The sequence below is a fragment of the Arthrobacter sp. BI5 genome, assembly GCF_056680065.1.
In genome coordinates this window covers 2,296,560-2,321,845 of record NZ_CM155264.1, presented here as the reverse complement: position 1 = coordinate 2,321,845, position 25,286 = coordinate 2,296,560, and the positions used below count along the sequence as shown (strand labels likewise).

23 protein-coding genes and 2 tRNA genes are annotated in these 25,286 nt (G+C 69.2%); 21 read left to right on the top strand and 4 right to left on the bottom strand.

The window, feature by feature from the left end; all coding sequences use genetic code 11:
- Positions 1–41: 41 nt before the first annotated feature.
- The 14 genes from rplU (at position 42) to AC1MED_RS10475 (ending at position 12,078) form a co-directional block, all read left to right on the top strand.
- Positions 42–350 carry a 50S ribosomal protein L21 gene (rplU, locus tag AC1MED_RS10540; RefSeq protein WP_175321083.1) on the top strand — a complete coding sequence of 103 codons (309 nt, stop codon included), beginning with the start codon at positions 42–44 and terminating at the stop codon, positions 348–350.
- A 61-nt stretch (positions 351–411) separates the two neighbouring features.
- Positions 412–675, top strand: a complete 264-nt coding sequence (gene rpmA, locus AC1MED_RS10535) for a 50S ribosomal protein L27 (protein ID WP_009372867.1) — start codon at positions 412–414, stop codon at positions 673–675.
- 116 nt (positions 676–791) lie between these two features.
- Positions 792–2,381 (top strand): GTPase ObgE, encoded by a 1,590-nt coding sequence (gene obgE, locus AC1MED_RS10530; protein ID WP_346960286.1) that lies wholly within the window; start codon positions 792–794, stop codon positions 2,379–2,381.
- Positions 2,371–3,522 carry a glutamate 5-kinase gene (gene proB / locus AC1MED_RS10525; protein ID WP_479786652.1) on the top strand — a complete coding sequence of 384 codons (1,152 nt, stop codon included), beginning with the start codon at positions 2,371–2,373 and terminating at the stop codon, positions 3,520–3,522. The genes obgE and proB overlap by 11 nt, the downstream gene beginning before the upstream one ends.
- Positions 3,523–3,548: 26 nt before the next feature.
- Positions 3,549–4,886, top strand: coding sequence for a glutamate-5-semialdehyde dehydrogenase (locus AC1MED_RS10520; RefSeq protein WP_479783246.1), 1,338 nt, complete (start codon positions 3,549–3,551; stop codon positions 4,884–4,886).
- An 80-nt stretch (positions 4,887–4,966) separates the two neighbouring features.
- Positions 4,967–5,200: a hypothetical protein gene (locus tag AC1MED_RS10515; RefSeq protein ID WP_479783245.1), complete on the top strand. Its 234-nt coding sequence runs from the start codon at positions 4,967–4,969 to the stop codon at positions 5,198–5,200.
- A gap of 55 nt (positions 5,201–5,255) precedes the next feature.
- Entirely contained in the window at positions 5,256–5,885 is a 630-nt protein-coding gene (nadD, locus tag AC1MED_RS10510) for a nicotinate-nucleotide adenylyltransferase (protein ID WP_479786651.1), read from the top strand.
- Positions 5,886–5,892: 7 nt separating this feature from the next.
- Entirely contained in the window at positions 5,893–7,227 is a 1,335-nt protein-coding gene (locus AC1MED_RS10505) for a hypothetical protein (RefSeq protein WP_479783244.1), read from the top strand.
- Between the two features lie 135 nt (positions 7,228–7,362).
- On the top strand, positions 7,363–7,764 hold the full coding sequence (gene rsfS / locus AC1MED_RS10500; protein ID WP_346960292.1) for a ribosome silencing factor: 402 nt from the start codon (positions 7,363–7,365) through the stop codon (positions 7,762–7,764).
- 118 nt (positions 7,765–7,882) lie between these two features.
- A tRNA-Ala gene (locus tag AC1MED_RS10495) sits at positions 7,883–7,955 on the top strand.
- 185 nt (positions 7,956–8,140) lie between these two features.
- A tRNA-Ala gene (locus tag AC1MED_RS10490) sits at positions 8,141–8,213 on the top strand.
- Between the two features lie 64 nt (positions 8,214–8,277).
- A complete protein-coding gene (locus AC1MED_RS10485) occupies positions 8,278–9,417 on the top strand; it encodes an NAD(P)-binding domain-containing protein (protein WP_479783243.1) in 1,140 nt (379 codons plus the stop codon).
- An 80-nt stretch (positions 9,418–9,497) separates the two neighbouring features.
- Entirely contained in the window at positions 9,498–10,682 is a 1,185-nt protein-coding gene (locus AC1MED_RS10480) for a class I SAM-dependent methyltransferase (protein ID WP_479783242.1), read from the top strand.
- A gap of 193 nt (positions 10,683–10,875) precedes the next feature.
- On the top strand, positions 10,876–12,078 hold the full coding sequence (locus AC1MED_RS10475) for an ROK family transcriptional regulator (RefSeq protein WP_479783241.1): 1,203 nt from the start codon (positions 10,876–10,878) through the stop codon (positions 12,076–12,078).
- Positions 12,079–12,094: 16 nt separating this feature from the next.
- Here the strand turns inward: AC1MED_RS10475 and AC1MED_RS10470 are convergent, their stop codons facing one another.
- On the bottom strand, positions 12,095–12,292 hold the full coding sequence (locus AC1MED_RS10470; RefSeq protein WP_249777074.1) for a hypothetical protein: 198 nt from the start codon (positions 12,290–12,292) through the stop codon (positions 12,095–12,097).
- A gap of 415 nt (positions 12,293–12,707) precedes the next feature.
- Between AC1MED_RS10470 and AC1MED_RS10465 the strand changes: the two genes are divergently transcribed.
- Together AC1MED_RS10465 and metE are read left to right on the top strand one after the other, a co-directional pair.
- Positions 12,708–13,682 carry a methylenetetrahydrofolate reductase gene (locus AC1MED_RS10465; RefSeq protein WP_479783240.1) on the top strand — a complete coding sequence of 325 codons (975 nt, stop codon included), beginning with the start codon at positions 12,708–12,710 and terminating at the stop codon, positions 13,680–13,682.
- 56 nt (positions 13,683–13,738) lie between these two features.
- On the top strand, positions 13,739–16,081 hold the full coding sequence (metE, locus tag AC1MED_RS10460) for a 5-methyltetrahydropteroyltriglutamate--homocysteine S-methyltransferase (protein ID WP_479783239.1): 2,343 nt from the start codon (positions 13,739–13,741) through the stop codon (positions 16,079–16,081).
- A gap of 105 nt (positions 16,082–16,186) precedes the next feature.
- Here metE and AC1MED_RS10455 read toward each other — a convergent pair whose 3' ends face one another.
- Positions 16,187–16,693, bottom strand: coding sequence for a DUF2004 domain-containing protein (locus tag AC1MED_RS10455; RefSeq protein WP_346960297.1), 507 nt, complete (start codon positions 16,691–16,693; stop codon positions 16,187–16,189).
- A 99-nt stretch (positions 16,694–16,792) separates the two neighbouring features.
- Here AC1MED_RS10455 and AC1MED_RS10450 point away from each other — a divergent pair, with 99 nt between their 5' ends.
- Positions 16,793–18,214, top strand: coding sequence for an aldehyde dehydrogenase family protein (locus AC1MED_RS10450; protein WP_479783236.1), 1,422 nt, complete (start codon positions 16,793–16,795; stop codon positions 18,212–18,214).
- A gap of 3 nt (positions 18,215–18,217) precedes the next feature.
- On the opposite strand, the gene AC1MED_RS10445 is transcribed toward AC1MED_RS10450, so the two are convergent.
- Positions 18,218–19,138: a LysR family transcriptional regulator gene (locus tag AC1MED_RS10445; RefSeq protein WP_346960299.1), complete on the bottom strand. Its 921-nt coding sequence runs from the start codon at positions 19,136–19,138 to the stop codon at positions 18,218–18,220.
- Positions 19,139–19,311: 173 nt separating this feature from the next.
- On the opposite strand from AC1MED_RS10445, the gene AC1MED_RS10440 reads away from it, so the two are divergent.
- The 4 genes from AC1MED_RS10440 to AC1MED_RS10425 are packed head-to-tail and all read left to right on the top strand — an operon-like array spanning position 19,312 to position 24,111.
- Positions 19,312–20,694, top strand: a complete 1,383-nt coding sequence (locus AC1MED_RS10440; protein WP_479783233.1) for an NAD(P)/FAD-dependent oxidoreductase — start codon at positions 19,312–19,314, stop codon at positions 20,692–20,694.
- On the top strand, positions 20,691–21,422 hold the full coding sequence (locus AC1MED_RS10435; protein ID WP_479783231.1) for a DUF1365 domain-containing protein: 732 nt from the start codon (positions 20,691–20,693) through the stop codon (positions 21,420–21,422). Before AC1MED_RS10440 ends, AC1MED_RS10435 begins: the two co-directional genes overlap by 4 nt.
- On the top strand, positions 21,419–22,867 hold the full coding sequence (locus tag AC1MED_RS10430; RefSeq protein ID WP_479783230.1) for a class I SAM-dependent methyltransferase: 1,449 nt from the start codon (positions 21,419–21,421) through the stop codon (positions 22,865–22,867). The genes AC1MED_RS10435 and AC1MED_RS10430 overlap by 4 nt, the downstream gene beginning before the upstream one ends.
- Positions 22,864–24,111: a class I SAM-dependent methyltransferase gene (locus AC1MED_RS10425; protein WP_479783229.1), complete on the top strand. Its 1,248-nt coding sequence runs from the start codon at positions 22,864–22,866 to the stop codon at positions 24,109–24,111. Before AC1MED_RS10430 ends, AC1MED_RS10425 begins: the two co-directional genes overlap by 4 nt.
- Before the next feature lie 4 nt (positions 24,112–24,115).
- Here AC1MED_RS10425 and AC1MED_RS10420 read toward each other — a convergent pair whose 3' ends face one another.
- Positions 24,116–25,216, bottom strand: a complete 1,101-nt coding sequence (locus AC1MED_RS10420; protein ID WP_479783228.1) for a chitinase — start codon at positions 25,214–25,216, stop codon at positions 24,116–24,118.
- Positions 25,217–25,286: the final 70 nt, after the last annotated feature.

Below are 25,286 nucleotides of genomic sequence, written 5' to 3'. Positions count from 1 at the left end.
CGCAAATCTAGTAATAAACGTCGAGAGAAGTGAGTTCCCCAGTGGTGTACGCGATTGTCCGCGCAGGCGGCCGCCAAGAGAAGGTTTCCGTTGGAGACTTCGTTACCCTGAACCGCGTCCCCGGTGGAGCCGGCAGCACCTTTGAGCTGCCCGCACTGCTCCTGGTGGACGGTGACAAGGTCACGTCTGCAGCCAAGGACCTGGCCAAGGTAACGGTTACGGCTGAGATCCTCGAAGACCTCCGTGGTCCGAAGATCGTCATCCAGAAGTTCAAGAACAAGACCGGTTACAAGAAGCGCCAGGGTCACCGTCAGGAACTGACCAAGGTCAAGATCACCGGTATCAAGTAACTCTTCGTTACTGATCTGGTTCCAACAGTTTCCCCAGAATTTTTGAAAGCAGGCATTTCAAATGGCACATAAAAAAGGCGCGAGCTCCACTCGCAACGGTCGTGACTCCAACGCCCAGTACCTTGGCGTCAAGCGCTTCGGCGGCCAGGTAGTTTCCGCAGGCGAGATCATCGTCCGCCAGCGTGGCACCCACTTCCACCCGGGCGCCGGCGTTGGCCGCGGCGGCGACGACACCCTGTTCGCACTGACCCCCGGTGCCGTCGAGTTCGGCACCCGCCGTGGTCGTCGCGTTGTGAACATCGTGGCTGCTGCAGCTGCAGAGTAACAACAAGTTCTAAATCGGTGGGGCGGGCCAATAGGTCCGCTCCACCGGTGTTTTAACCGCATTACAATCATCTTGGGCCCCCTGCGGACCCGAGGAACAGCACTGAGGAGATCCACGTGGCGAGCTTTGTAGACCGGGTAGTACTGCATGTATCCGGCGGTACCGGCGGCCACGGCTGTGTCTCCGTCCACCGCGAGAAGTTCAAGCCCCTCGGCGGTCCCGACGGCGGCAACGGCGGCAACGGCGGCGACGTCATCCTGCGCGTGGATCCCCAGACCACCACGCTGCTCGACTACCACCACGCCCCGCACCGGCACGCCACCAACGGCGGCCCCGGCATGGGCGACTGGCGCGGCGGCAAAAACGGCGAGACCCTGGTCCTTCCGGTTCCCGAGGGCACCGTCGTCAAGAGCAAGGACGGCACGGTCCTCGCCGACATGGTGGGCGAAGGCACCGAGTTCATCGCCGCGGCCGGCGGCCTGGGCGGCCTCGGCAACGCCGCCCTGTCCTCGCAGAAGCGCCGCGCCCCCGGCTTCGCGCTGCTCGGCATCGAGGGCGACTCCAGCGACATCGTCCTGGAACTGAAGTCCATCGCGGATATCGCCCTGGTCGGCTTCCCCTCCGCCGGCAAATCCAGCCTGATCGCGGCGATGTCGGCCGCGCGCCCCAAGATCGCCGACTATCCCTTCACCACCCTGATCCCCAACCTCGGCGTCGTGCAGGCCGGCGACGTCCGGTTCACCATCGCCGACGTCCCGGGCCTGATCGAAGGCGCCAGCGAGGGCAAGGGCCTGGGCCACCACTTCCTGCGCCACGTCGAACGCTGCGCCGCGCTGGTGCACGTGCTGGACTGCGGCACGCTGGAATCGGACCGCGACCCGCTCTCCGACCTGGCCGTGATCGAGGCCGAGCTCGAAAAGTACGCCGTGGACATGAGCTACGCCGGCTCCGACGGCGAAGTCGTGCCGCTGAACCACCGCCCGCGCCTCATCGCCCTGAACAAGGTCGACCTGCCGGACGGCAAGGACATGGCCGAATTCGTCCGCCCGGAACTGGAAAAGCGCGGCTACAAGGTCTTCGAAATCTCCGCGACCAGCCACGAGGGACTCCGTCAGCTGGGCTTCGCCATGGCCGAGATCGTCAAGGCCGCCCGCGACGCGGTGGCCGCGACGCCGCCCAAGGTCCAGGCCCCCGTGCTGCGTCCGCGCGCCGTCAACGAGAGCGGCTTCACGATCCGCCGCGAAGAGAAAAACCTGGAGCCGCTGTTCCGCGTCCTCGGCGACAAGCCCGTGCGCTGGGTCAAGCAGACCGACTTCACCAACGAGGAAGCCATCGGCTACCTCGCCGACCGCCTGGCCAAGCTGGGCGTCGAAAACGAACTGTTCAAACAGGGCGCCAAGCCCGGCGACACGGTCGTCATCGGCGAGGACGACGGCGTCGTCTTCGACTGGGAGCCGACCATGATGGCCGGCGCCGAGCTGCTGGCCTCCCCGCGCGGCACCGACGTGCGCTTCGCCGACATCGGCGACCGCCCCACGCGCGGCCAGAAGCGCGAGGACCAGCAGGAACGCCGCGACGCCAAGGCCGCGGCCCGGGCCGAGCTGGAGGCCGAGCGCAAGGCCGGCATCTGGACCGAATCGGTCAGTGCCCGCCGCGCCGCGCAGCCGCTCAAGGAGAGTGGACTCGGCGAAGCCGATGACGAGTAACGCCGTCGTCGACCCCGGAGCCGCAGCCGCGCCCAGTCGCGCCCTGCTCTCCGGCGCCCGCCGGATCGTGGTCAAGGTGGGGTCCTCCTCGCTGACGTCCATCAAGGGCGGCATCGCCGAGGAAGCCCTCACCGACCTCGCCGACGCCCTCGCGCACAAGCGCAACGAGGGCACCGAGATTATCCTCGTCTCCTCCGGGGCCATCGCCGCCGGGCTGGCCCCGCTGGGTCTGGACAAACGCCCCCGCGACCTCGCCACCCAGCAGGCGGCCGCGAGCGTCGGCCAGGGGCTGCTGATGGCCCGCTACACCCACGCGTTCGGCGCGCACGGCGTCACGGTGAGCCAGGTGCTGCTGACCGCGGACGACTTCATGCGCCGCAGCCAGCACACCAACGCCTTCCGCGCACTGGACCGGCTGCTGAACCTCGGCGTGGTCCCGGTGGTCAATGAAAACGACACCGTCGCGACCCACGAGATCCGCTTCGGCGACAACGACCGGCTCGCGGCCCTGGTGGCGCACCTGGTCCGCGCCGACGCCCTCGTCCTGCTGTCCGACGTCGATTCGCTCTACGACGGGCCGCCCTCGCACGGGGCCAAGCGGATCCCGCACGTCGCCGGCCCGCAGGACCTCGACGGCGTCTCGATCGGCAGTACCGGCAAGGCCGGGGTGGGCACCGGCGGCATGGTTACCAAGGTCGAGGCCGCGTCCATCGCCGCCGGATCCGGGATCCACGCCCTCGTGACCTCCACCGCGAACGCCGCCGCAGCGCTGGCGGGGGAGGACGTGGGAACCTGGTTCTCCGTCAACGGCTCCCGCAAACCGATCCGGCTGCTTTGGCTCGCTCACCTGGCGTCCGTCCAGGGAACGCTGGTGCTCGACGACGGCGCCGTCCGCGCCGTGCGGGACCGCCACACCTCGCTGCTGCCCGCCGGGATTTCCGCGGTGCACGGCGACTTCGAAGCCGGCGACGCCGTCGAGATGGTTGGCACCGACGGGACCGTGATTGCCCGCGGCCTGGTGAACTACGGCGCCGCCGAACTGCCGCAGATGCTGGGCCGTTCCACCCGCGAACTGGGCAAGGCGCTGGGCCGCGGCTATGACCGTGAAGTTGTTCATGTTGACGACCTGGTGCTGGTCTAAGCCCTTCACTCGCCTAAACTTGGAGCATGACTGAGGCCCTGATTTCGCACCCCGACCTGCCGGTTTCCGACGCCCCCGCCGCGGGCGGCCTGCCGCCGGCCGCGACGGACACCGAAGCCGCCGTGCATGCCATCGCCGACCGGTCCCGGACCGCGTCGCGTCGGATGGCCCGCGCCAACCGGGCCTGGAAGGACCGCGGACTGCGCGCCGTCGGCGCCGCCCTGCTGGAGCACCAGGACCGGATCCTGGCCGCCAACGCCAAGGACGTCGACGCCGGCCGCGCCAACGGCACCTCGGCGGCGCTGCTGGACCGCCTCACCCTCACCGAAGCCCGCGTGCAAGCCTTGGCCGCCGCGCTGGAAAACCTTGCCAACCTGCCGGACCCGGTAGGCAACGTGGTCCGCGGCCAGACCCTCCCGAACGGGCTGCGGCTGCGCCAGGTCAACGTGCCGATGGGCGTGGTCGCAGCGATCTACGAGGCGCGCCCCAACGTCACCGTGGACATCGCCGGACTGGCCCTCAAGAGCGGCAACGCCGTGATCCTGCGCGGCGGAAGCGCCGCCGCCGCCACCAACGAGGCACTTGTCGGCATCCTGCGCGACGCCCTGGACTCCGTCGGCCTGCCCGCCGACGCCGTGCAGAGCGTGGACGAGTACGGCCGTGACGGTGCGAACGTCCTGATGCGTGCCCGGGGCCGCGTCGACGTCCTGATTCCGCGCGGCGGACGCGAGTTGATCCAGACCGTGGTCACGAACTCCTCGGTGCCGGTCATCGAAACCGGGGAGGGCAACGTGCACATCTTCCTCGACGCCTCGGCGGACGAAGAGATGGCCGTCGAGATCCTGCTCAATGCCAAAACCCAGCGCCCCAGCGTCTGCAACACCGTGGAGACGTTGCTGGTCCATTCCGGATCCACCGTACTGCCTGCTGTCGCCGCCGCCCTGCGCGCCGCCGGCGTCACCCTGCACACGGACGAGCGGATCCGCGCCGCGCTGCCGGCCGCCGTGGACTCGGTGCCCGCCACCGAGGCGGACTGGGCCACCGAATACATGGACCTGGACCTGGCGGTCGCCATGGTGGACAGCCTCGACGAGGCCGTCCAGCACATCCGCACCTGGTCCACCGGGCACACCGAGGCCATCCTGACCAACGACCTGGCCAACGCGGAGCGTTTCATCGCGGAGGTGGACTCGGCCGCCGTGATCGTGAACGCCTCCACGCGCTTCACTGACGGCGGGGAGTTGGGCCTCGGCGCCGAGGTAGGGATTTCGACCCAGAAGCTGCACGCCCGGGGCCCGATGGGGTTGACCGAGCTCACCACCACGAAGTGGATCGTGCAGGGCGAAGGCCAGGTTCGGGCCTAGCAACGCGGTAACATGGAACGGAAGCCAGGAACGGCGGGTACCCCCGCCGTCGTAAATTTTTGAACTCACTAGGGGAGAACATGCTGTTTCAGCAGATCGCCACATCCATTGCCACAGCCGGCGAACACGAGGAACTCGCGCCGCTCATTGCGCCGCCGTTCGTTATTGGCGGCTCCATGTTCGTGATCCTGCTGGTCCTGATGTTCATCACGCTCTCCTACGGCAACCTCGGCAAGCGCCACGAGGCCGTCGAGGAGCACGCGGACCCGCACCGCCAGCACCCGAACAAGCACGACCACGGCCAAGGCCACTAATATTTCCGCCACAGTGAAGCAGCACGGCGCGAAGCGCCGCCTGCGGCTGGGTGTGATGGGCGGCACCTTTGATCCGATTCATCACGGCCACCTCGTCGCGGCCAGTGAGGTCGCGGCGAAGTTCGGCCTTGACGAAGTGGTGTTCGTTCCCACCGGGCAGCCCTGGCAGAAGAGCAGCCGTAAGGTCAGCGAGGCCGAGCACCGCTACCTCATGACCGTCATCGCCACCGCATCGAATCCGCGCTTCACCGTGAGCCGGGTCGACGTCGACCGTCCCGGCCCCACCTACACCATCGACACCCTCCGGGACCTGCGTACCCTGCGGCCGGAAGCCGACCTGTTCTTCATCACCGGCGCCGACGCGCTCGCGCAGATTCTGTCCTGGAAGGACATCGACGAGCTGTGGTCGCTGGCGCACTTTGTCGGCGTGACCCGTCCCGGGCATGTCCTGGACGGCATGGGCAGGGATGACGTGAGCCTGCTTGAGGTCCCCGCCATGGCCATTTCGTCCACCGATTGCCGGGCCCGCGTCGCCGCCGGAAACCCCGTCTGGTATCTCGTGCCCGACGGCGTGGTCCAGTACATCGCCAAGTACGACCTCTATGACGGCCAGCCCGATCCCGCGGCGGACTACCAGGGGTCACGGCCCGCCCTCGAGACAAACCAAACCGCCAGCACCGAATGAGCCTTCAATGAGTCAGGAACAGCCTCCCATCCGCAGCCGCCGCGAATTGCGTCAGGCCAGAGATGAACGCCAGCAAGTGACGCCGGACGCCGGCACCACAGGTGCCGGCGCAGGTCAGGCTGCCCGCGCCCAGGACGGCCCGGCTCCCGGCTCCCGGCCGGCCGGCGCGGATCCCGCCACGTCCGGGCGTCCGGAGGAACCGACCGAGGCCGAGACCACCGGCCGGCGCCGCATCCCGGGTCCGGTGGACACTGTCCGGACCACGTCCGCCGCCGAACGGTCCTCCCAGATCCGGGCCCGCGACCGCGCCGCCCTGCGCACCATCAAAGAACTCGCGGAAAAAGAAGGCCAGCTTTCACCCGGCGGAGCGCCCACGCGCCGCCAGCTCCGGCTACAGCAGCTGGCCGAAGAGACCGCGCCCGCCACCTCGGCCAATCCGATCGTGCCGATGCCGTCGCCGCGGACCCGCTCTCACCCGGTGGTAGGGACAGCGGCCAAGCGGCCCGCCGGCCAGGACAGCCCGGCAGGGGCAGCCGCCACCGCGGAGACGGAGGAAGCGCCGCCCCAGGGCGTCAGCGCGCCGGGCCCGGGCGGCAAACTGCCGGAGGGGATGAGCGTCGAGCAGGCCCTCGCCGCGCGCGAGCTCCTCGCCGAGCAGGCCCGCAACCAGGTCGCGAAGATGGAACACATCGCCGCCACGGACCCGGACGCCGTCAACCCGGAAATACTGGCCGAGCAGATTGCCCTGGCCGAACGCGCCGCCGTCCTGAACCGGCGGGCGGCCGCGAAGCAAAAGCTGGCGGCGCAGAACAGCCAGCCGTCCCAGCCCCGCAGCGAACCCCAGAAGAACGCCCCCTCGACCGCCAGCAACCTGGCCATGGTCACCCCGCTGGAATTTGTCGAGGTCCCCGGCGTGGAGCGGCCGGTCATGAAGCGCCCTGCCACGTCGTACGTCCCGCTGGTGACCAACTCCAGCCCCAAGGTCCAGCCGCCGCGCACCCCGCGCCGTCCAGGCCCGTCCCGGAAGCGGGACGCCGGTCCGGAGGGCAGTCGCGCCGGTGTGCTGGCCCGAGCCGAGGCGGCCGCGCAGGCCGCAACGGTCCGCCGCCCGGCCGCGGCAGCCGGCCCGGAAAACGCCGGGTCCGCCGTGGCGGAGGAGGACTTCGCCGCACGTCCGCCGGTCGCTGCCAACTCCGCGTACGGGTTGGATCCGCTGGACGCCGCTACTGCGGGCCTCGGCCGGGCGCGGCGCCTGCGCGCCCTCCAGCTCGGTGTCCTGGCCCTCGGAGTCCTTGCGCTCATTGCCGGCATCATCCTGATCATCACGGGGTTGGCCAACTAGCCCCTGCGCTGCAGCCGCCAGCGGGCCACCCGGCCGCCGGGGCCGCGTCCCGGCGGAACAGCCTTCCCGACCACACAGCTTTTCCAGACCAACAACTTTTACTTTCAACAGTTTTCACTTTCAACAAGGAGTCCCGTGACTGCAACCGATTCATCCATCGCCACAGCCCGCCACGCAGCCCGCGCTGCCGCGGAAAAACTGGCCGACGACATTGTGGCCCTCGACGTGAGCGAGCGGCTTGCCCTGGCGGACGTCTTCCTGATCGCCTCCGCGCCGTCCGAGCGCCAGGTGAACGCCATCGTCGACGGCATCGAGGATGAACTCTCCAAGTTCGACCTCAAGCCCGTACGCCGCGAAGGCCGCTCCGGCGGACGCTGGGTGCTGCTGGACTACGCCGACGTCGTCATCCACGTCCAGCACGAGGAAGACCGCGTGTTCTACGCCCTGGAGCGCCTCTGGAAGGACTGCCCCGTGGTGGACCTGCAGCTTGGCGACGACGCCTCGGCCAAGGCAACCGCCGCCACCGACACCGAGTAGGCGGCGCGGCTCCAGCCGGCGCAAAACCCTGAATATGCCCGATTTGGAATTTTCAGAAGTGCTGATCTAAGATATTTGAGTTGCTTCGGAGAGAACGAGTTCGGAGCAGCGAAAATTCGGGGCTGTGGCGCAGCTGGTAGCGCACCTGCATGGCATGCAGGGGGTCAGGGGTTCGAGTCCCCTCAGCTCCACCGGAGAATCCGCCGGAATCGCAAGATTCCGGCGGATTCTTTTATTCCCCTCCGCGGCAGTACCCCGCCCCTGAAGGGCCGGAGCGACACACCGCGCGCCGATTAGCGTCGGCGGCAAATGTAGATTAAGCTAATCAGGTTGCTTGATCGAACCGGCATTCCAAGGGTTTGATCAACGACAGTCTGGGGCTGTGGCGCAGCTGGTAGCGCACCTGCATGGCATGCAGGGGGTCAGGGGTTCGAGTCCCCTCAGCTCCACCGGACGAGGTCCCGCTCACTGAGCGGGGCCTCGCTTTGTTTCCGCTGAATGAGGATGGACGCCGTGAACGAGACCTTGCGGCCAGCTCTGCGGTTCGCCGACGTCGTGGTCATCGGCGCCGGACAGGCCGGACTTTCCGCCGCCTACCATCTGCAGCGCCGCGGGTTCGTCCCGGCGGGGACGAACAGCGGTCCGGCCAGCGCCGCTGTGACCGGCGCCGACGCTCCGCTGACTTACGTGGTGCTCGACGCCGAGGACGGACCCGGAGGTGCCTGGCGGCACCGCTGGAAAAGCCTCCTGATGGCCACCGTCAACGGCATCAGCGACCTGCCGGGCATCCCGCAGCCGGAGGGCGACCCTGAGGAGGCCAGCTCGAGCTTCCTGAGCCGGTACTTTGCCGGCTACGAAGCCCGGCTGGGCCTGGCCGTCGAACGGCCGGTGAAAGTCCGCTCCGTCAACCGGGAGGACAACAACCCGGCCGGACGCCTCCGCGTCGCCACCTCCCGCGGCGCCTGGTCCGCCCGGGCCGTGATCAACGCGACCGGTACCTGGACGCGCCCCTTCTGGCCCATCTACCCCGGGCAGACCAGCTTCCGCGGCCGGCAACTGCACGTGGCGGACTACGTCTCCGCGGAGGAATTCCGCGGGCAGCACGTGATCGTGGTGGGCGGCGGCATTTCTGCCGTGGGCCTGCTGGACGAAATCTCCAAGGTCACCAGCACCACCTGGTTCACCCGCCGGGAACCGCTCTGGCGCGACGCCCCCTTCGACCGGCAGGCCGGCCACGACGCCGTCGCCCTCGTCGAGGAACGGGTGCGGCAGGGGCTGCCGCCGCAGAGCGTCGTCGCCGTGACGGGACTGATCCGGACGCCGGCCCTGCGCGCTGCCGCCGCGCGCGGCGTGCTCCAGCGCCACCCGATGTTCACCGGCATTGAACCCGGGGGAGTGCGGCTGGCGGACGGCAGTTTCCTGGCCGCCGACGTCATCCTCTGGGCCACCGGCTTCCGGGCGGAGCTGGAGCACCTCGCGCCGCTGCATCTCCGCGGTCCAGGCGGCGGCATCGCCATGGACGGCACCCGCGTCGCCGCGGAGCCGCGGGTCCACCTCGTGGGCTATGGCCCGTCGTCATCCACCATCGGGGCCAACCGGGCGGGCCGGGCCGCCGTCGCCGGGATCGTCCAACTGCTGGCCGGTCCGGGATAACGTAAAGCGGTGCACCAATCCCCGGGCCCGCTCAGTGACGGCCCGACAAGAACCCGACGAGAAAGGGCGGCAACCCGCGCGTGGCGGACAACAAGCTCGAATCCCTCTTTTCCCGGCTCCGCAGATTCCCCGACGTCGAGGCGGCCAACCTGCAGGCCTGGGACGCCACCGACCGGTTGTTGCTGGACACCGCTGCCGAGCTGCGCTCCGCCGGCCGGCTGGCGCCCGCCGGACGGACCGCCGTCGTGGGCGACCGCTACGGCGCCCTGACCCTCGGCATGCTCGCGCTCGGGTGGCAGGGCGCCGGCGCTGAGGGCGGCCCGGTGCGGGTGCATGAGGACCTGATTACCGGCGAACGCGCGCTGCGCAATAACGCCGAGGCCACCGGGTTGAACGCCGGATTCGAACAGCTCCCGCTGGCCGAAGCCCTCGACGGTGCGTCCCTCGTCCTGCTCCAGCTGCCCCGGTCACTCGCCGAGCTGGAAGAGATCGCCGACGCCGTCGCCCGGCGCGCCGCACCGGACGTCGTTCTGCTGGCCGGCGGCAGGGTCAAACACATGAGCCTGGGGATGAACGCCATGCTGGAGCGGCACTTCGGCGAGGTGCAACCCCAGCTGGCCCGGCAAAAGTCACGCATCCTGCTGGCCCGGGCCGCGAAACCGGCGGCCGGCGCCCCGCCGTTCCCGGTCACGGAGTGGAACGCCGGGCTGGGGCTGACGGTCTGCGCGCGGGGAGCCGTGTTTGCCGGCACCGGGCTGGACATCGGAACCCGGTTCCTGCTGGACTTCCTGCCGGAGATACCCAGCGTCGGGCACGCCGTCGACCTCGGGTGCGGCACCGGGATCCTGGCCGCGCTCTACGCCCGCAGCCACCCGAACGCCCGGGTCACGGCCACCGACAGGTCCGCGGCCGCCGTCGAGTCCGCCGCGGCCACGGCCCGCGCCAATGGCCTCAAGGGGCAAATCGAGGTCCTGCACGACGACGCCATGAGCACCCTGCCGGACGCCAGCGCCGAACTGGTCCTGCTCAACCCGCCCTTCCACCTCGGGGCCGCGGTGCACGCCGGGGCCGGAATCAAACTGATCGAAGCAGCGGCCAGGGTCCTGGCCCCGGGCGGCGAACTCTGGACGGTGTTCAACAGCCACCTGCAGTACCGGCCCGCACTGGAACGGCTGGTCGGCCCCACCCCTGAGGTGGGCCGCAACCCCAAATTCACCGTCACCGCGAGTGTCCGCCAGCCGCGGCGCTCAGCCCCGCAAAGCTAGGCCGGGGCAGGCCGGGTCCGGCTGTAGGCCACCCGGGCGAAATCTATCCGACTATGACGGCGGAGGGTGGGTGCTGGCGGCCGCGCGTAACGTACCATTTCTGACATCAGCAGTGCTTAGCCGAAGACGTTTAGAGGTATCAGTGACTGAGATCCGCACACCCTCGCCGCGGCGCGGCACAAACCTCCCACGGATGGGGGATTTCAACCTCACGGTCATCCTGGACGCGATCCGGCGCGCCCCGGGCGGGCTCAGCCGGGTGGAACTCGCGCAGCTCGTCGGGCTCTCGCCGCAGACCATCTCCAATATTTCCCGCCGGCTACTGGACCAGAACCTGATCGTCGAGGCGGGCAAAGAGGGCAGCGGACCCGGTAAGCCGCGCACCATGCTCCGGCTCAACCCGGCCGGGATGTACGCCGTCGGCGTCCACCTCGATCCCGCCGTCCTCACGTTCGTCCTGCTGGACCTCGTCGGCGCCGTCGTCAAGCACTCACGGCTCAAGACGCCCTCGGGCACGGACCCGGGCTCCATCATTGACACGATCGCTGCGGAGATCAAGCAGCTGATAGAGGACTCCGGGGTGGACCGTGCCAAGGTCGCAGGGCTGGGCATTGCCTCGCCGGGGCCGATCGACCTGGAGGAAGGCGCCGTGGTGGACCCGCCGCTGCTGCCGGGCTGGGAACGCGTTCCGCTGCGCGACGCCCTCGCCGAGGCCACCGGGCTGTCCACGCTCCTGGACAAGGACGTCACGGCCGCCGCCGTCGCCGAAACCTGGGCCGGCGGCCCCAGCGGCGCCGGCAGCTTCGTCTTTATGTACATGGGCACCGGGATCGGCTGCGGGGTGGTCCTCAACGACGAGGTGGTCCGCGGCACCTCCGGCAATGCCGGGGAAATCGGGCATATCATCGTGGACCCCGACGGGCTGCCCTGCGACTGCGGCCAGCGCGGCTGCGTCAAGTCCTCGGCCATCCCGAAGGTCCTCGTAGCGCAGGCCGAGGCTGCCGGCGTGCTGGACGGCTCCCGCGCGGATCGGAGCGCCCCCGCGGTGCAGGAGAGCTTCGCGGAACTCTGCGCACTGGCATACGGTGGCAGCGAGGAGGCGCTGGATATCCTCCGCAAATCCGCCGTGCTGGTCAGCCGGGCCATCTCCGCCGTTACCAACGTCCTGGATGTGGACCGCATCGTCTTCGGCGGTCCGTTCTGGACCTGCCTCGCGCCGGCCTACCTCGAACAGATTCCCGGCCTGGTCCGGGACAACAGCGCCACCCGGAAAATCCACGGCATCGAGGTAGTGGGCACCGGCGTGGGCGAGGACGTCGGCGCCGTCGGGGCCGCCTGCCTGGTCCTGGAGCACACGCTGGCGCCCCGCTCCCAGCGCCTCCTGCTGGAGGGCTAGCTAACCGCCACCGGCGTCAGTCGATGTCCTCAATGACGGTCCCGAACGGGATGGTGTCATCCAAATGGGCCTGGTGGTCGTGCGGGTGGACCACCACGCGGACCCCGTGCAATTTGTCCGCGGCCGACTGCATCAGGATGGGCCGGACGGTGTTGATGACGCTCTCGCTCTTGCCCGCGAGATACTCCTGGTAACTGGCTGGAAGCTGGATCATGCCCTCAGGATAGACCTGCGGCAGGGACAAAAGGGAGGCCCCATTTTGTCGAAGAATCTTCTGCAACAGGGCTTTCGGCGGTGTAAAGGCGCGTCTTAATTCGACAGATAACTTGAATGCCGCTCCGGGGGCCCCTAGAGTCGTAGACAAGTTACTCCGGTAACGTGTCAGCGATCCTCCGCTGCAGGCCGGCCAAAGGAATAATTTCACCGAAATATTCCCCTGGCCGCCAAGGAGGGTGTGGGTGCCCCCATGTGGGCCTGACATTTGCTCACGGACAGCTTCGAAGCACGCGTAACAGTCGCGACTGCGTCCTGCTGAAGTTCCCTCCGTGTTCCCCAAACTCAACTCATTGGCGGCAGCGCCGGCCGGTTTCCGGCCCGCTGGCGGCAATGGCTCACAGCCAAGGACGCAAATGTCTCCACCAAGCCTTATTGACGCACATCCAAATCTCGCCGGCGCGGCCCCCGTCGCCCTGTCCTACGAGCTTTTCCCGCCGCGCTCGCCCGCTGCCGCGGAGTCGCTCTGGACCACGATCGGCGAGCTGGAAGCCACCAGCCCCGACTACGTCTCCGTGACGTACGGTGCGAGCGGCTCCAACCGCAGCACCGCCGTCGAACTCATCAACCGGCTGGTGCAGGAAACCCAGCTGCGCCCGCTGGCGCACCTGACCTGCGTCGGCAACACCCCGCAGGAACTCGCCGAGGTGATCGGCGAACTGCTCGACGTCGGGGTGCGCGGCATCCTGGCCCTGCGCGGTGACCAGCCCAGGGACGGAGGCGTCCCGGCGGAAGGTTCCCTGCGCTACGCGCAGGACCTGATCGAACTCATCCGCCGCGTTGAACAGCGCCGCTCGGCGCTGCTGTGCGCCGGTAAAGTCGCCGTCGGCGTCGCCGCCTACCCCACCCGGCACCCCGAGTCGCCGAGTGAGGCGCATGACATCGAGGTGCTGCTCGCCAAGCAGCGCTCCGGCGCCGACTTTGCCATCACCCAGGTGTTTTTCCACACCGGGCAGTACGCGCGGCTGTTGAGCCAGGCGCGCCGGGCGGGCGTCACCATCCCGATCATCCCGGGGGTCATGCCGCTCACCAGCGTCCGCCGGCTCACCCGGCTGGGCGAACTGACCGGCGTCGAACCGGCCCCCGAGCTGATGGAACGGCTCGCCGCCGCGGACACCGACGCCGAACGCAACCGGATCGGGGTCAGGGCCACCGTGGACCTCGCCACCGCTGCCCTGGACGCCGGCGCGCCCGGCCTCCACCTGTACACCTTCAATGAGCACGCCAGTGCCCTGGATGTGCTGGACAAGCTCGCCCTGCCGCGGCCGCGGAGCGGCAGCCGGCACGGGAGCTACCAGCGCCCGGCCGCCCGCCGGCAGCTCGCCAGCTGACACCGGCGCCAACACGACTTTCCTGCACACTGCACCACCAACTCTTAGGACTTCCCATGACTGAACAGAACACCGCTGTGCCCACTCCGTTCCCGGCCGCCTCGATCCTCGGCTACCCGCGCATCGGCCGCCGCCGCGAACTCAAGAAGGCCGTCGAGGCCTACTGGGCCGGCACGATCGACGCCGCCGCCCTGGAATCCGCCGCCAAGGAGATCCAGCTCGGCACGGCCAAGCGGCTCCAGGGCCTCGGCCTGACCGACGCCGCCGCCGTTCCCGGTACCTTCTCCTTCTACGACCAGGTGCTCGACGCCGCCGCCCACCTCGGCGCCGTACCGGCCCGCTTCGGCAACCTCCTCAACGCCGACGGCAAGCTCGACATCGACGGGTACTTCACCCTGGCCCGCGGCACCACGGACCAGCAGCCGCTGGAAATGACCAAGTGGTTCGACACCAACTACCACTACCTCGTCCCGGAGATCGGCCCGGAGACCAGCTTCGCGCTGACGTCCACCCGGATCGTCGAGGAATTCGAGTACGCCCTGGCCAACGGGGTGGAGACCCGCCCGTACATCGTTGGCCCGGTGACGTTCCTGCTGCTGAGCAAGGCCTCCGACGACGCCCCGGCCGGCTTCAGCCCGCTGTCCCGCCTCGAGGACATCCTGCCCGTCTACACTGCGCTGCTGCAGAGGCTGGCCGCCGCCGGGGCCAGCTGGGTCCAGCTCGACGAGCCCGCCCTCGTGGTGGATCAGGACACCCCGGCCGTGGAAATCCAGGCGGCCGTCGCCCGCGCCTACGGGGAGCTCTCTGCCGCCGCGGACCGCCCGCAGCTGTTCGTCTCCACCCCGTACGGCGCGCTGGACGGCCAGCTCGGGACCCTCGCCGCCACCGGAATCGACGCCCTGCACCTGGACGTCTTCAAGGGCGGGGTCCCGTCCGCCGCGGCCCTCGCCGCGCTGGGCAACAAGACCCTGGTTGCCGGCGTCGTGGACGGCCACAACATCTGGCGCAACGACCTGGCCGCCTCGGCGGCGAAGATCTCCGAACTGAAGAAATCCGTCGCCAGCCTTGCCGTCAGCACCTCCACCTCCACGCAGCACGTCCCGCACGACGCCGAGGAGGAAGTCCAGCTCCCGGCCCAGCTGCGCAGCTGGCTCGCCTTCGCCGACCAGAAGGTCACCGAGGTTGTCACCCTCGCCGGTCTGCTGACCGACCCGGCAGCCGTCCGGCCGGCCATCGAGGAGGCCACCCGCATCATCGCCTCCCGAGCCGGGGCCGACGGCGTCCGCCGCGCCGAGGTCCGCGCCCGCACCGCGGCCCTGACCGCCGCCGACTTCAGCCGCTCCGCCTACGCGGTCCGCGAGGCCGCGCAGGCCGGGGCGCTGCAGCTGCCGCCGCTGCCCACCACCACCATCGGCTCCTTCCCGCAGACCGCCGAGATCCGCACCGCCCGGGCCCGCGCCAACAAGGGCGAGCTCAGCACCGAACAGTACGAACAGCTGATGAAGGACGAGATCAAGCGCGTCGTGGAGCTGCAGGAGGAGCTCGGCTTCGACGTGCTGGTCCACGGCGAGCCCGAGCGCAACGACATGGTGCAGTACTTCGCCGAAAACCTGGAAGGCTTCGACGTCACCGTGCACGGCTGGGTCCAGTCCTACGGCTCGCGCTGCACCCGGCCCTCCATCCTGTGGGGCGACGTCACGCGCAGCGCCCCGATCACGGTGGAATGGGCCAAGTACGCGCAGTCGCTGACCAGCAAGCCGATGAAGGGCATGCTCACCGGGCCGGTCACCATCCTGGCGTGGTCCTTCGTCCGCGACGACCAGCCCCTCGGCGAGACCGCCAACCAGGTAGCCCTGGCACTCCGCGACGAAATCGCGGAGCTGGAAGCCGCCGGCATCAAGATCATCCAGGTCGACGAGCCCGCCCTGCGCGAACTGCTGCCGCTGCGCCGGGCCGACCAGGCCGCCTACCTGGACTGGTCCGTAAAGTCCTTCCGGCTCGCCACCGCCGGCGCCGCCGACTCCACCCAGGTCCACACCCACCTGTGCTACTCGGAGTTCGGCGCCATCATCGACGCGATCGACGGCCTCGACGCCGACGTGACCTCGATCGAGGCAGCCCGCTCCCGGATGGAAGTGGTACACGACCTCGAGTCCCACGGCTTCGGCCGCGGCGTGGGCCCGGGCGTCTACGACATCCACTCGCCGCGCGTCCCGGGCGAGCAGGAAGTCACCGAACTGCTCAGCACCGCGGTCAGGCACGTCCCGTCCCGCCAGCTCTGGGTCAACCCGGACTGCGGCCTGAAGACCCGCGGCTACGCCGAGACCGAGGAGTCCCTGCGCAACCTCGTCACAGCCACCAGGACGGTCCGCGCCGGACTGCTCGAAGCGGCCCGGTAGCACCGGCTGAACAGTAGTACCGCCCGAACTAACGACGCCGGCCGGCCACCTCGCAAGGTGACCGGCCGGCGTCGTACTTGCTGCGTGTCCCAGGAACGCAGTCGATCAGGATTCCCAGAGGATTTCGTCGTCGACGACGCCGTCCTCGTCCGCGGACGCCACCAGGACCTCGTCGGTGAAGTGCGCGCCCAGGGTGAAGTCGAGCACGAAGTAGCGCTCCGGCTGGCCCGGGTAAATGCCCACGTGGCCGAGCTTCAGCGCCTTGAGGAAAACCTGGTGGGTCAACTGGGCCTTGTCCGTGACGCCAAAAACCTGCTGCAGGTGCTCGGGCTTGATGGCGTTGCAGTGGAAGCGGAGGTACTCCTGCGGGCTGGTGCCGTCCTGCTCCAGTTCCTCGGCGATCATTTCGCGGACCTGGTCCACGAGTTCGGGCAGGAAGCGCAGCCGGTAGTCAACCTTGTGCATGGCCGCCTCGTCAAAGTGGTCATGCGCGTTGACATTCAGGTCAAGCTCCAGGGGCTGACCCGCCAGTTCATGCTTGGCGGCGAAATTATGGTCACGCCCGTGGTTGAGCTCGATCTCTCCAAAGTGCTGGCTCGCTACCTTGCTCATGTCTTCAACATAGTCCTGAATAGTGGTCCGTTCCAGCATCGCCGGGGATTTATCCGATACCGGGCCGGCTGTGGAGCGGGGGACCGGTACATTGATCGGATGCAAACAGTTGCCGCCACCGTCGCCCGTGCCCGTGAAGTTTTTGACAGCGGAACCACCCGTCCGCTGGCGTGGCGGCTGGAGCAACTGCGCAGCCTGCGGCGGATGCTCATCGAGCGGCGGCGGGAGTTCGCCGCCGCGCTGGCGGACGACCTGGGCAAACATGAAACCGAGGCGCAGCTGACGGAAATCGGTTTTGTCACGGCCGAAGCGGCGCACCTGGAGAAGCACCTCGAAGGCTGGCTGCGGCCGCGCCCGGTGTCCGTTCCGGTGGCTGTCCAGCCGGCCAAGGCCTGGACCGAGCTCACCCCGCTGGGAGTGGTGCTGGTGATCGGGCCCTGGAACTACCCGCTGCAGCTGCTGCTCGCACCGCTGGCCGGCGCGCTCGCCGCCGGCAACACCGTGGTGCTCAAGCCCAGCGAACACGCCCCGGCCACCTCCGCCGCCCTGGCCCGCTGGATTCCGGAGTACCTGCCCGGCGCGGCCGAGGTTGTTGAAGGCGGGATCCCCGAGACCACGGCGCTGCTGGGCCTGCGCTTCGACCACATCTTCTTCACCGGCGGCGAGGCGGCCGCCAAGGTGGTGCTCCGCGCCGCGGCCGAGCACCTGACGCCGGTGACCCTGGAGCTGGGCGGCAAGTCCCCGGCCTACGTGGACTCCTCCACGGACCTGGCCAAGGCCGCCAAACGGATCGCCTGGGGCAGGTTTATGAACGCCGGGCAGACCTGTGTGGCACCGGATTACATCCTCGCCACGGAGGAGGTCCTGGTACCGCTGGAACGCGAGCTGGTCAAGGCCATCGCGGCGCTGTTCGGAAGCGACTCGGCGCAGAGTGCGTCTTACGGACGGATCGTCAACGACCGGCACTTCGACCGGGTCGCCGCGCTCGCGGACGGCAGCACCGTGGTCCACGGCGGCGAGCGCGACGCCGCCAGCCGGCACTTTGCCCCGACGCTGCTGCGGCCCGCGCCGGGGGACGCGGTGATGGGGGAGGAGATCTTCGGCCCGCTGCTGCCGCTGGTGCCGGTCAGCGGCAGGGATGAGGCAATCCGGACCATCAACGCCGGTGGCAAGCCGCTGGCGTTGTACGTGTTCAGCAACGACGCCGGGACGCGCCGGGCGTTCTCCGAACAGACCTCCTCGGGGGCGCTGTGCTTCGACGTCCCGGCCGCGCACCTGAGCGTCCCCGGCCTGCCGTTTGGCGGGGTCGGCAACAGCGGCATGGGCGCTTACCACGGCGAGCACTCGCTGCGGACCTTCTCGCACGAACGCTCCACCCTGTCCAAGCCGCACTGGCCGGACACCCTGGAATTGATCTACCCGCCCTACACCAAGGCCAAGCACCGGATCATCAGCGCCCTGGTGGCACCGGCCGGGAAGCTCGCCGGCAGGAAGAACCGGAAGAAGCGCGGCGAGGCCTAAGGCTCAGTCCGGGCGCGGGGTGCCGAGCTTGTGCAGCGTGTCCGCCAGCAGCTCCACGAACAGCTGGACCTGCGCCGTCTGTTGCTCCTTGGGCAGCAGGGCGAAGACGTTGCGGGCCAGCCGGATCTCGGGGACATCCAGCACCACCACGCCGGCGGGCCGGTGCAGCAGGGCCAGCTCCGGGACCAGCGCCGCACCCAGCCCGGCAGCGGCCATCTCCAGGCTGGCGTGGAAATCGTCGCTGTAGGCCACCACCCGCGGGTGCAGGTTGCAGCTGGCGAAGAGCCGCTCAATCACCGTGGCGTCACTGGTGCCGGGGTGGTGCATGATCCACGGCATGTCGGACAGGTGGTCCGCCGCCACCTGGGAGCCCGGGCCAATACCCCAGGCCGCGGGCAGCACCACCCGGAAGTCGTCGTCGCCGATCCACTGCCGGTTCACCGTGTGCGGCCACGCGAGGCCGGACTGGCCCACCTGGTAGACCAGCGCGACGTCGAGTTCGCCGCCGGTGCGCAGACCCTGGATGGTCTGGCCCGGCTCGGCCACCCAGACCCGCAGCTCGATGCCCAGGTTCTTCCACGCCGGGTTCTGCAGGATCCGGGGGAGGACGTAGGTGGCCAGGCTCGGGAAGATGCCCAGCCGGAGCTCCTGGCTGGCACTGTCATGGGTCCGGGCGGCCGCCGCCATCAGCGCGTCAATGTCGGTGAGGACCTTGGCCGCGTGCCGGGTCATCACGACGGCGGCTTCCGTGGGATGGACGCTGCGGGCAGACCGCTGGAACAGGTCCACCCCGGTGTCGCGCTCCAGCGCCGACATCTGCTGCGACACCGCCGAGGCCGTGTAGCCCAACCGGGTGGCGGCCGCCGCGAACGAGCCCAGCCGGACCACTTCCACGAGCGTTCGCAGATGCACGGGGTTGATCACGGGGTTGCCCTTCGGTGGTTACGGTGAGGCGGGACCGAAATCCCGCTTCATTCTGGCACATTGGGTTCCAGGCAACGGCTGGGAAATCGCACTCATCCGGTTGCCCCGCGGTTACGAATTGCCCATAAGACGATCCACCAGGACGATTCAGGCGAAGCAACAGGAGCAGACCAGTGCAGCAAGCAGCAAGCATCCCGGACGGGCGGCGTGTCGCCGTGATCGGCAGCGGGGTGGCCGGCCTGACCGCCGCCTACGTCCTGAACCAGCGGGACCAGGTGACTGTCTTCGAGGCGGACGAGCGGCTCGGCGGGCACGCCCACACGCACGACGTCCGCCAGGGCGACGGCTCCACGCTGGGCATCGACACCGGCTTCATCGTCCACAACAACCGCACCTATCCCACCTTGCTGCGGCTCTTCAACGAACTGGGCGTGCAGACCCAGGACTCGGAAATGAGCATGTCCATCCGCTGCGACGGCTGCGGACTCGAGTATGCGGGCGCCCGGGCCGGCGCGCGGGGCATCATCCCGAGGCCCTCCACCCTGCTGCGCGGCCGCTACCTGCTGATGCTGCTGGAGGTCACCCGCTTTTACCGCCGGGCCCGCGCCCTGCTCGCCGAGGCGGAAGCGGCGGAGGCCGGTGCCGGCGACGGCGCCGATACGGCCGAGCTGACCCTTGGCGAGTTCCTGGACCGGGAGAAGTTCAGCAGTTACTTCATCGTGCACTTCATGACCCCGGTGGTCAGCGCCGTCTGGTCCTGCGACCCGACCACCGCGCTGGCCTACCCGGCCCGCTACCTCTTCACCTTCCTCGGCCACCACGGGCTCCTCGGCGTCAAGGGCTCCCCGCAGTGGCGCACCGTCACAGGCGGCTCACGCAGTTACGTGGACAAGCTCGCCGCGACGCTGCCGGACATCCGCCTGTCCAGCCCGGTCACCGGGGTCCGCCGCCACGCCGGCGGGGTGGAGGTCAGCGCCGGGGAGCGCACTGAGCAGTTCGACGCCGTCGTGATCGCCACCCACCCGGCGCAGGCGCTGCAGATGCTCCAGGACGCCTCGGCCGCCGAACGGGAGGCCCTGGCAGGCATGCCTTACTCGGTCAACCACACGGTCTTCCACCGCGACGACGCCGTGCTGCCGGCCAGCGACAACGCCAAGGCCTCCTGGAACTACCGGCTGCCCTCCTGCGACGCCCGCCCGGACCGGGTCCTGGTCAGCTATGACATGACCCGGCTGCAGCGGCTGGAACCGGCGGACGGCAAGCGCTACATTGTCAGCCTCGGCGAATCCGAACTGATTGGGGACGGGACCGTGCTGGAACAGATGGTGTACGAGCACCCGCAGTACACCCCGGACTCGCTGCGCGCCCAGCAGCAGATCCTGGGCCTTGGCGACGGCAGCCTCGCCTTTGCCGGTGCCTACCACGGCTGGGGTTTCCATGAGGACGGCGCCCTGTCCGGCGTCCGCGCCGCGGCCAGGCTGGGACGCGAGTGGGAACCGGCCAGTGCGCCGCGGCAGCAGGCGACGGAACTACAGGCGTCCCTGGAGGGTGCATGAGCAGCGGCGCAGCCATCTACCGCACCTCGATAGCCCACGTGCGGCGCACCCCGCTGCACAACGCCTTCACCTACCGCAGTTACAGCTGGTACGTCGACGTCGATGCCCTGCCGCAGCTGCCGCGCTGGCTTGCCCCGTTGGCCGGCTTCTCCGCGGCTGACCATCTGGGCGAACCGGATAGCACGCTGCGCAGCAACGTGGAGCGCTACCTCGCCACCCACGGCATCGCGCTCGACGGCGGCCGGATCACCATGCTCGCCAGCGCGCGTGTGCTGGGCCACGTCTTCAACCCGCTCAGCCTGTTCTGGTGCCACGATGCCGCCGGCGGGCTGCGCTGCGTCGTCGCCGAGGTCCACAACACCTACGGCGAACGGCACTGCTACCTGCTGGAGACCGATAACGCCGGCCGGGCCACCGTGCCCAAGGCGTTCTACGTCTCGCCGTTCAACGACGTCGACGGCCAGTACCGGATGAAACTCCCCGAACCCGCCGACCGGCTCGCCGTCTCGATTGTCCTGGAGCGGGAGGGGCAGAAGCCCTTCATCGCCACCATGGACGGCGTCCGCCGCGAAGCCACCGTGCCGAACATCCTGGCCGCGGCGCTCGCCGTCCCGCTGGCGCCGCTGCGGGTCGCCGCACAGATCCGCTGGCAGGGCATCAAACTTTGGGCACGCCGTTTGCCCGTCATCAAAAGACCACACCACCCCTCACAGGAGGCAGTCCAGTGACCATGACCGAAGCCACCGGATCACAGGCTGCGCAGACGAACACCGCGCAGACGAACCCGGCACCCGCGAACCAGGCACCCACGCATCCGGCCGTACCGTACACGGTTCCGCAGCCGCCCGCAGTCATCGATGCCACGGTGTGGCCCAGCATCGCCACCGTGCCCTCAAGCCTCAAGGCCAGGCTCGCGGGGAAAGCCGCGGACACGATCTTCCGTACCGCCGTGCGCAGCCTCCCGTTGGAGGTCCGCTACCCCGACGGCACCGTGCTGGGGAAGGCCGCGTCCGGCCCGGCCGACGCCGGCCAGGCGTTTCCGGTGATGACAATGAACCGTCCGGAAGCCTTCGCCGCCCGGCTCGGCGACGGCGGCCTGATCGGCCTGGGGGAGTCCTACATGGCCGGCGACTGGGACGCGGACGATCTGACCGCGGTCATGGAGGTCTTCGCCGCCCGGGTGGGAACGCTGGTGCCCGAGCCGCTGCAGAAACTGCGCGGCCTCTACCTGCCCCGCACGCCGCGCACCGAACGGAACACAGAGCAGAACACGCGCTCCAACATCTCGCGGCACTACGACTTGTCCAACGAGCTCTTCGCGACCTTCCTGGACAGCACCATGACCTACTCCAGCGCCCTCTTCCCGGAGAGCGGCGACGCCCTGCGCCACGTCGCCTGGGACGGGCTGGCAGCAGCCCAGCAGGCCAAAATCGACCGGCTGCTGGACAAGGCCGGCGTCACGGCGGGAACCCGGGTGCTGGAAATCGGCACCGGCTGGGGTGAGCTTGCCCTCCGTGCCGCGGCCCGCGGTGCCACCGTCTACTCGGTGACGCTGTCCAGCGAGCAGCAGGAGCTGGCCCGGCAGCGGGTGGCCGAGGCAGGCTACGCCGACGCCGTGACCATCGAACTGAAGGACTACCGGGCGGTGGAGGGCGAGTTCGACGCCGTCGTCTCGGTCGAGATGATCGAAGCGGTCGGCTACGAGTACTGGGCCACCTACTTCCAGACGATCGAGCGGGTCCTGGCCCCCGGCGGGAAGGTTGCCATCCAGGCGATCACGATCGGCCACGACCGGCTGATCGCCACCCGGACCAGCTACACCTGGGTACACAAGTACATCTTCCCGGGCGGCGTCATCCCCTCGGTCCGGGCGATCGAGGAGATCACCGAGAAGCAGACGGGACTGCGCGTCCGCGAACGCCTGGCCATGGGCGAGCACTATGCCCAGACCCTACGCCTCTGGGAGGAGCGTTTTATGGCCCGCGCGGCAGAGGTGCGCGGCCTCGGATTCGACGAGGTCTTCCAGCGGATGTGGCTGTTCTACCTGTGCTACTCCCGGGCGGGCTTCGAGACCGGCTACCTGGACGTGCAGCAGATCGTGCTGGACAAAGCATCCACCAAGGCAGCAGGCAGGGCATCCAGCAAGGCTTCCAGCGGGCGGAGCGCAGCATGACGGCGGCTCTGGCACCCACCATCGCGGAGGTCCTGCGACCGGTGGTCGGCGGGGAGCTCCCCGTCCGGCTGGTCGCCTGGGACGGCAGCGAAGCCGGTCCGGCCGGCGCCCCCGTGGTGCGGCTCAACTCGCCGGACGCCATCCGCCGGCTGCTCTGGGCACCGGGGGAGCTGGGCGCCGCGCAGGCGTACGTTACCGGCGAGCTGGACGTCGACGGCGACCTCAACTCCGCGCTCGAGCACCTCTGGAAGGTGGTCCGGGACCGCGGACTGTCCGGCATCCGTCCCACCCCGGCCGTGCTGGCCGGCGTCGCCCGGATCGCCAAGGCCGCCGGAGCCCTGGGCGCGCCGCCCGAACCCCCCGCCAGCCAGGCCCGGGTGAAGGGACGGCTCCATAGCCTGGTCCGCGACCGCGCCGCCATCAGCCACCACTACGACCTCAGTAACGATTTCTACGCGCTGATCCTTGACCCGCAGATGGCGTATTCCAGCGGCTACTGGACAAATGAGACAGAAAACGGCGGCGCCACCGAAGGCTACGGCCTCGAGGACGCCCAGCGGGACAAACTGGACCTCGTCTGCCGCAAGATCGGGCTGAAGCCCGGGATGCGGCTCCTCGACGTCGGCTGCGGCTGGGGCTCGCTGAGCCTGCACGCGGCCCAGTATTACGGCGTCGACGTCGTCGGCGTGACCCTCTCCGTCGAGCAGAAGGCGTTCATCGACGCCCGGATCAAGGAACGCGGCCTCGAGGGCCGGGTTGAAATCCGGGTCCAGGACTACCGCGAAATCCCGGACGGGCCGTTTGACGCCGTGGCCTCCCTCGAAATGGGCGAGCACGTGGGACAGCGCAACTACCCCGTCTACGCCGCCGCCCTATTCCACAACGTGGTCCCCGGCGGGAGCGTCCTGGTGCAGCAAATGTCCCGGCGCGGCAAGCACCCCGGGGGAGGCCCGTTCATCGAGTCGTTTATCGCCCCGGACATGCACATGCGTCCGGTGGGGCAGACGCTGGGGTTCCTGGAGGATGCGGGCCTGGAAGTCGAGGCGGTCGAGGCGATGCGGCGGCATTACGTCCGCACCTTGGAGGCCTGGTACGACCGGTTCGAGCAGAACCACGACGCCGCCGTCGGGATGATGGGCGAGGAAATTGCCCGCGTCTGGCGGCTGTACCTGGTCGGTGCCCTGCGCAGTTTCGCCGAGGGCCGGATGGGAGTGGAACAAATCCTCTGTAGCCGCCCCGGGTAACAGCTCAGCCGGTGAAGGACTTGCCGAGGACCTTCGCGAACATCCCGCGCTGCTGGGTCACGCCGCTGCAGCCGCTGGACGCGTTGCTGCCCGGTTCGGGCCGGCTGGATGGGCCGCAGGGGGTGTCCCGGTTCAGCGACCACATGGACATCCGTCCGATGCCCCTCTGCGCGGCGAAGCTATTCAGTCCTGCCGCGTCCTCGAGGGTGAAGACCTGGCCTTTCACGTCGTTCACCCCGATCATGGGGGTCAGTCCGATCCGGTTCCACGCGGCCGCGTCGTCGAGGGGCTTCCCGGCCTTCCCGTACAGCGACCGCAGCGTCAGCTGGGTGGACTCGGCCGCGCTCTTGGCCGCGGTGAGCATGGTTTGGCCCGGCCCCAGCGGCTCGAAGTCCATCACCATGATGTTGACCCCGGCGAGGTCGACTCCGCCGTCCAGCATGGCCGTCACCGCCGCTTCGCCGTCCGGCGTCAGCCCCTGCATCGACACCGGAAGGGTCATCCACACCTTCAACGGGTTACCGGCCGGACGTGCCGCCTGAAGCCGCGCGACGGCGGCGGCACGCCGCTGTGCGGCCGACCGGTCCGCGAGGCCCTCGCCTTCGACGTCGAAGTCCACGACGTCCAGGCCGTACCTGGTGATCACCGAGGTGTAAGCCTTCAGCAGCGACGCACCGTCGGTGCAGACCCCGGCCAGCTCCTTGCCCAGCTGTCCTCCGAAGGAAACGGCGACGTCGTTGCCGGCCTTGCGGTACGAGCCAATCTGCCCGTCTACCCCCAGCCTCGCCCCGGCCTGGTCAAGGGTGTGGACGCCGTCCCAGGACGGTTCGCAGGGTTGCTGCGGGTGGGCGCCGATGAAGGACAGCATGGTGGTGACGGTGCCGTGCGGCGGCAGGTCCTTCAGCCGCACGGCCGGGGTCAGCGTGACATCGAGGTATCCGCCGAACCACGGCGGGTTGGGGACGGTCTTGCTCATCCCTTCCTCCTGGCCGTAGTCGCCCGGCGGCGGGGCGGTGCAGGAGGCCACAGCCATGACGACGGCAGCGGCCGCCAGGAACCCGGCCCAGCGTCCGGCCGCGCGCGGATCCAGATGTCGATGTCGCATAAATGCTTATTATGTCTGCCGGCCGGGAGGGCCGCCATGGCTTGGGCGGATCCTCCCGGCCGCAAGGCCG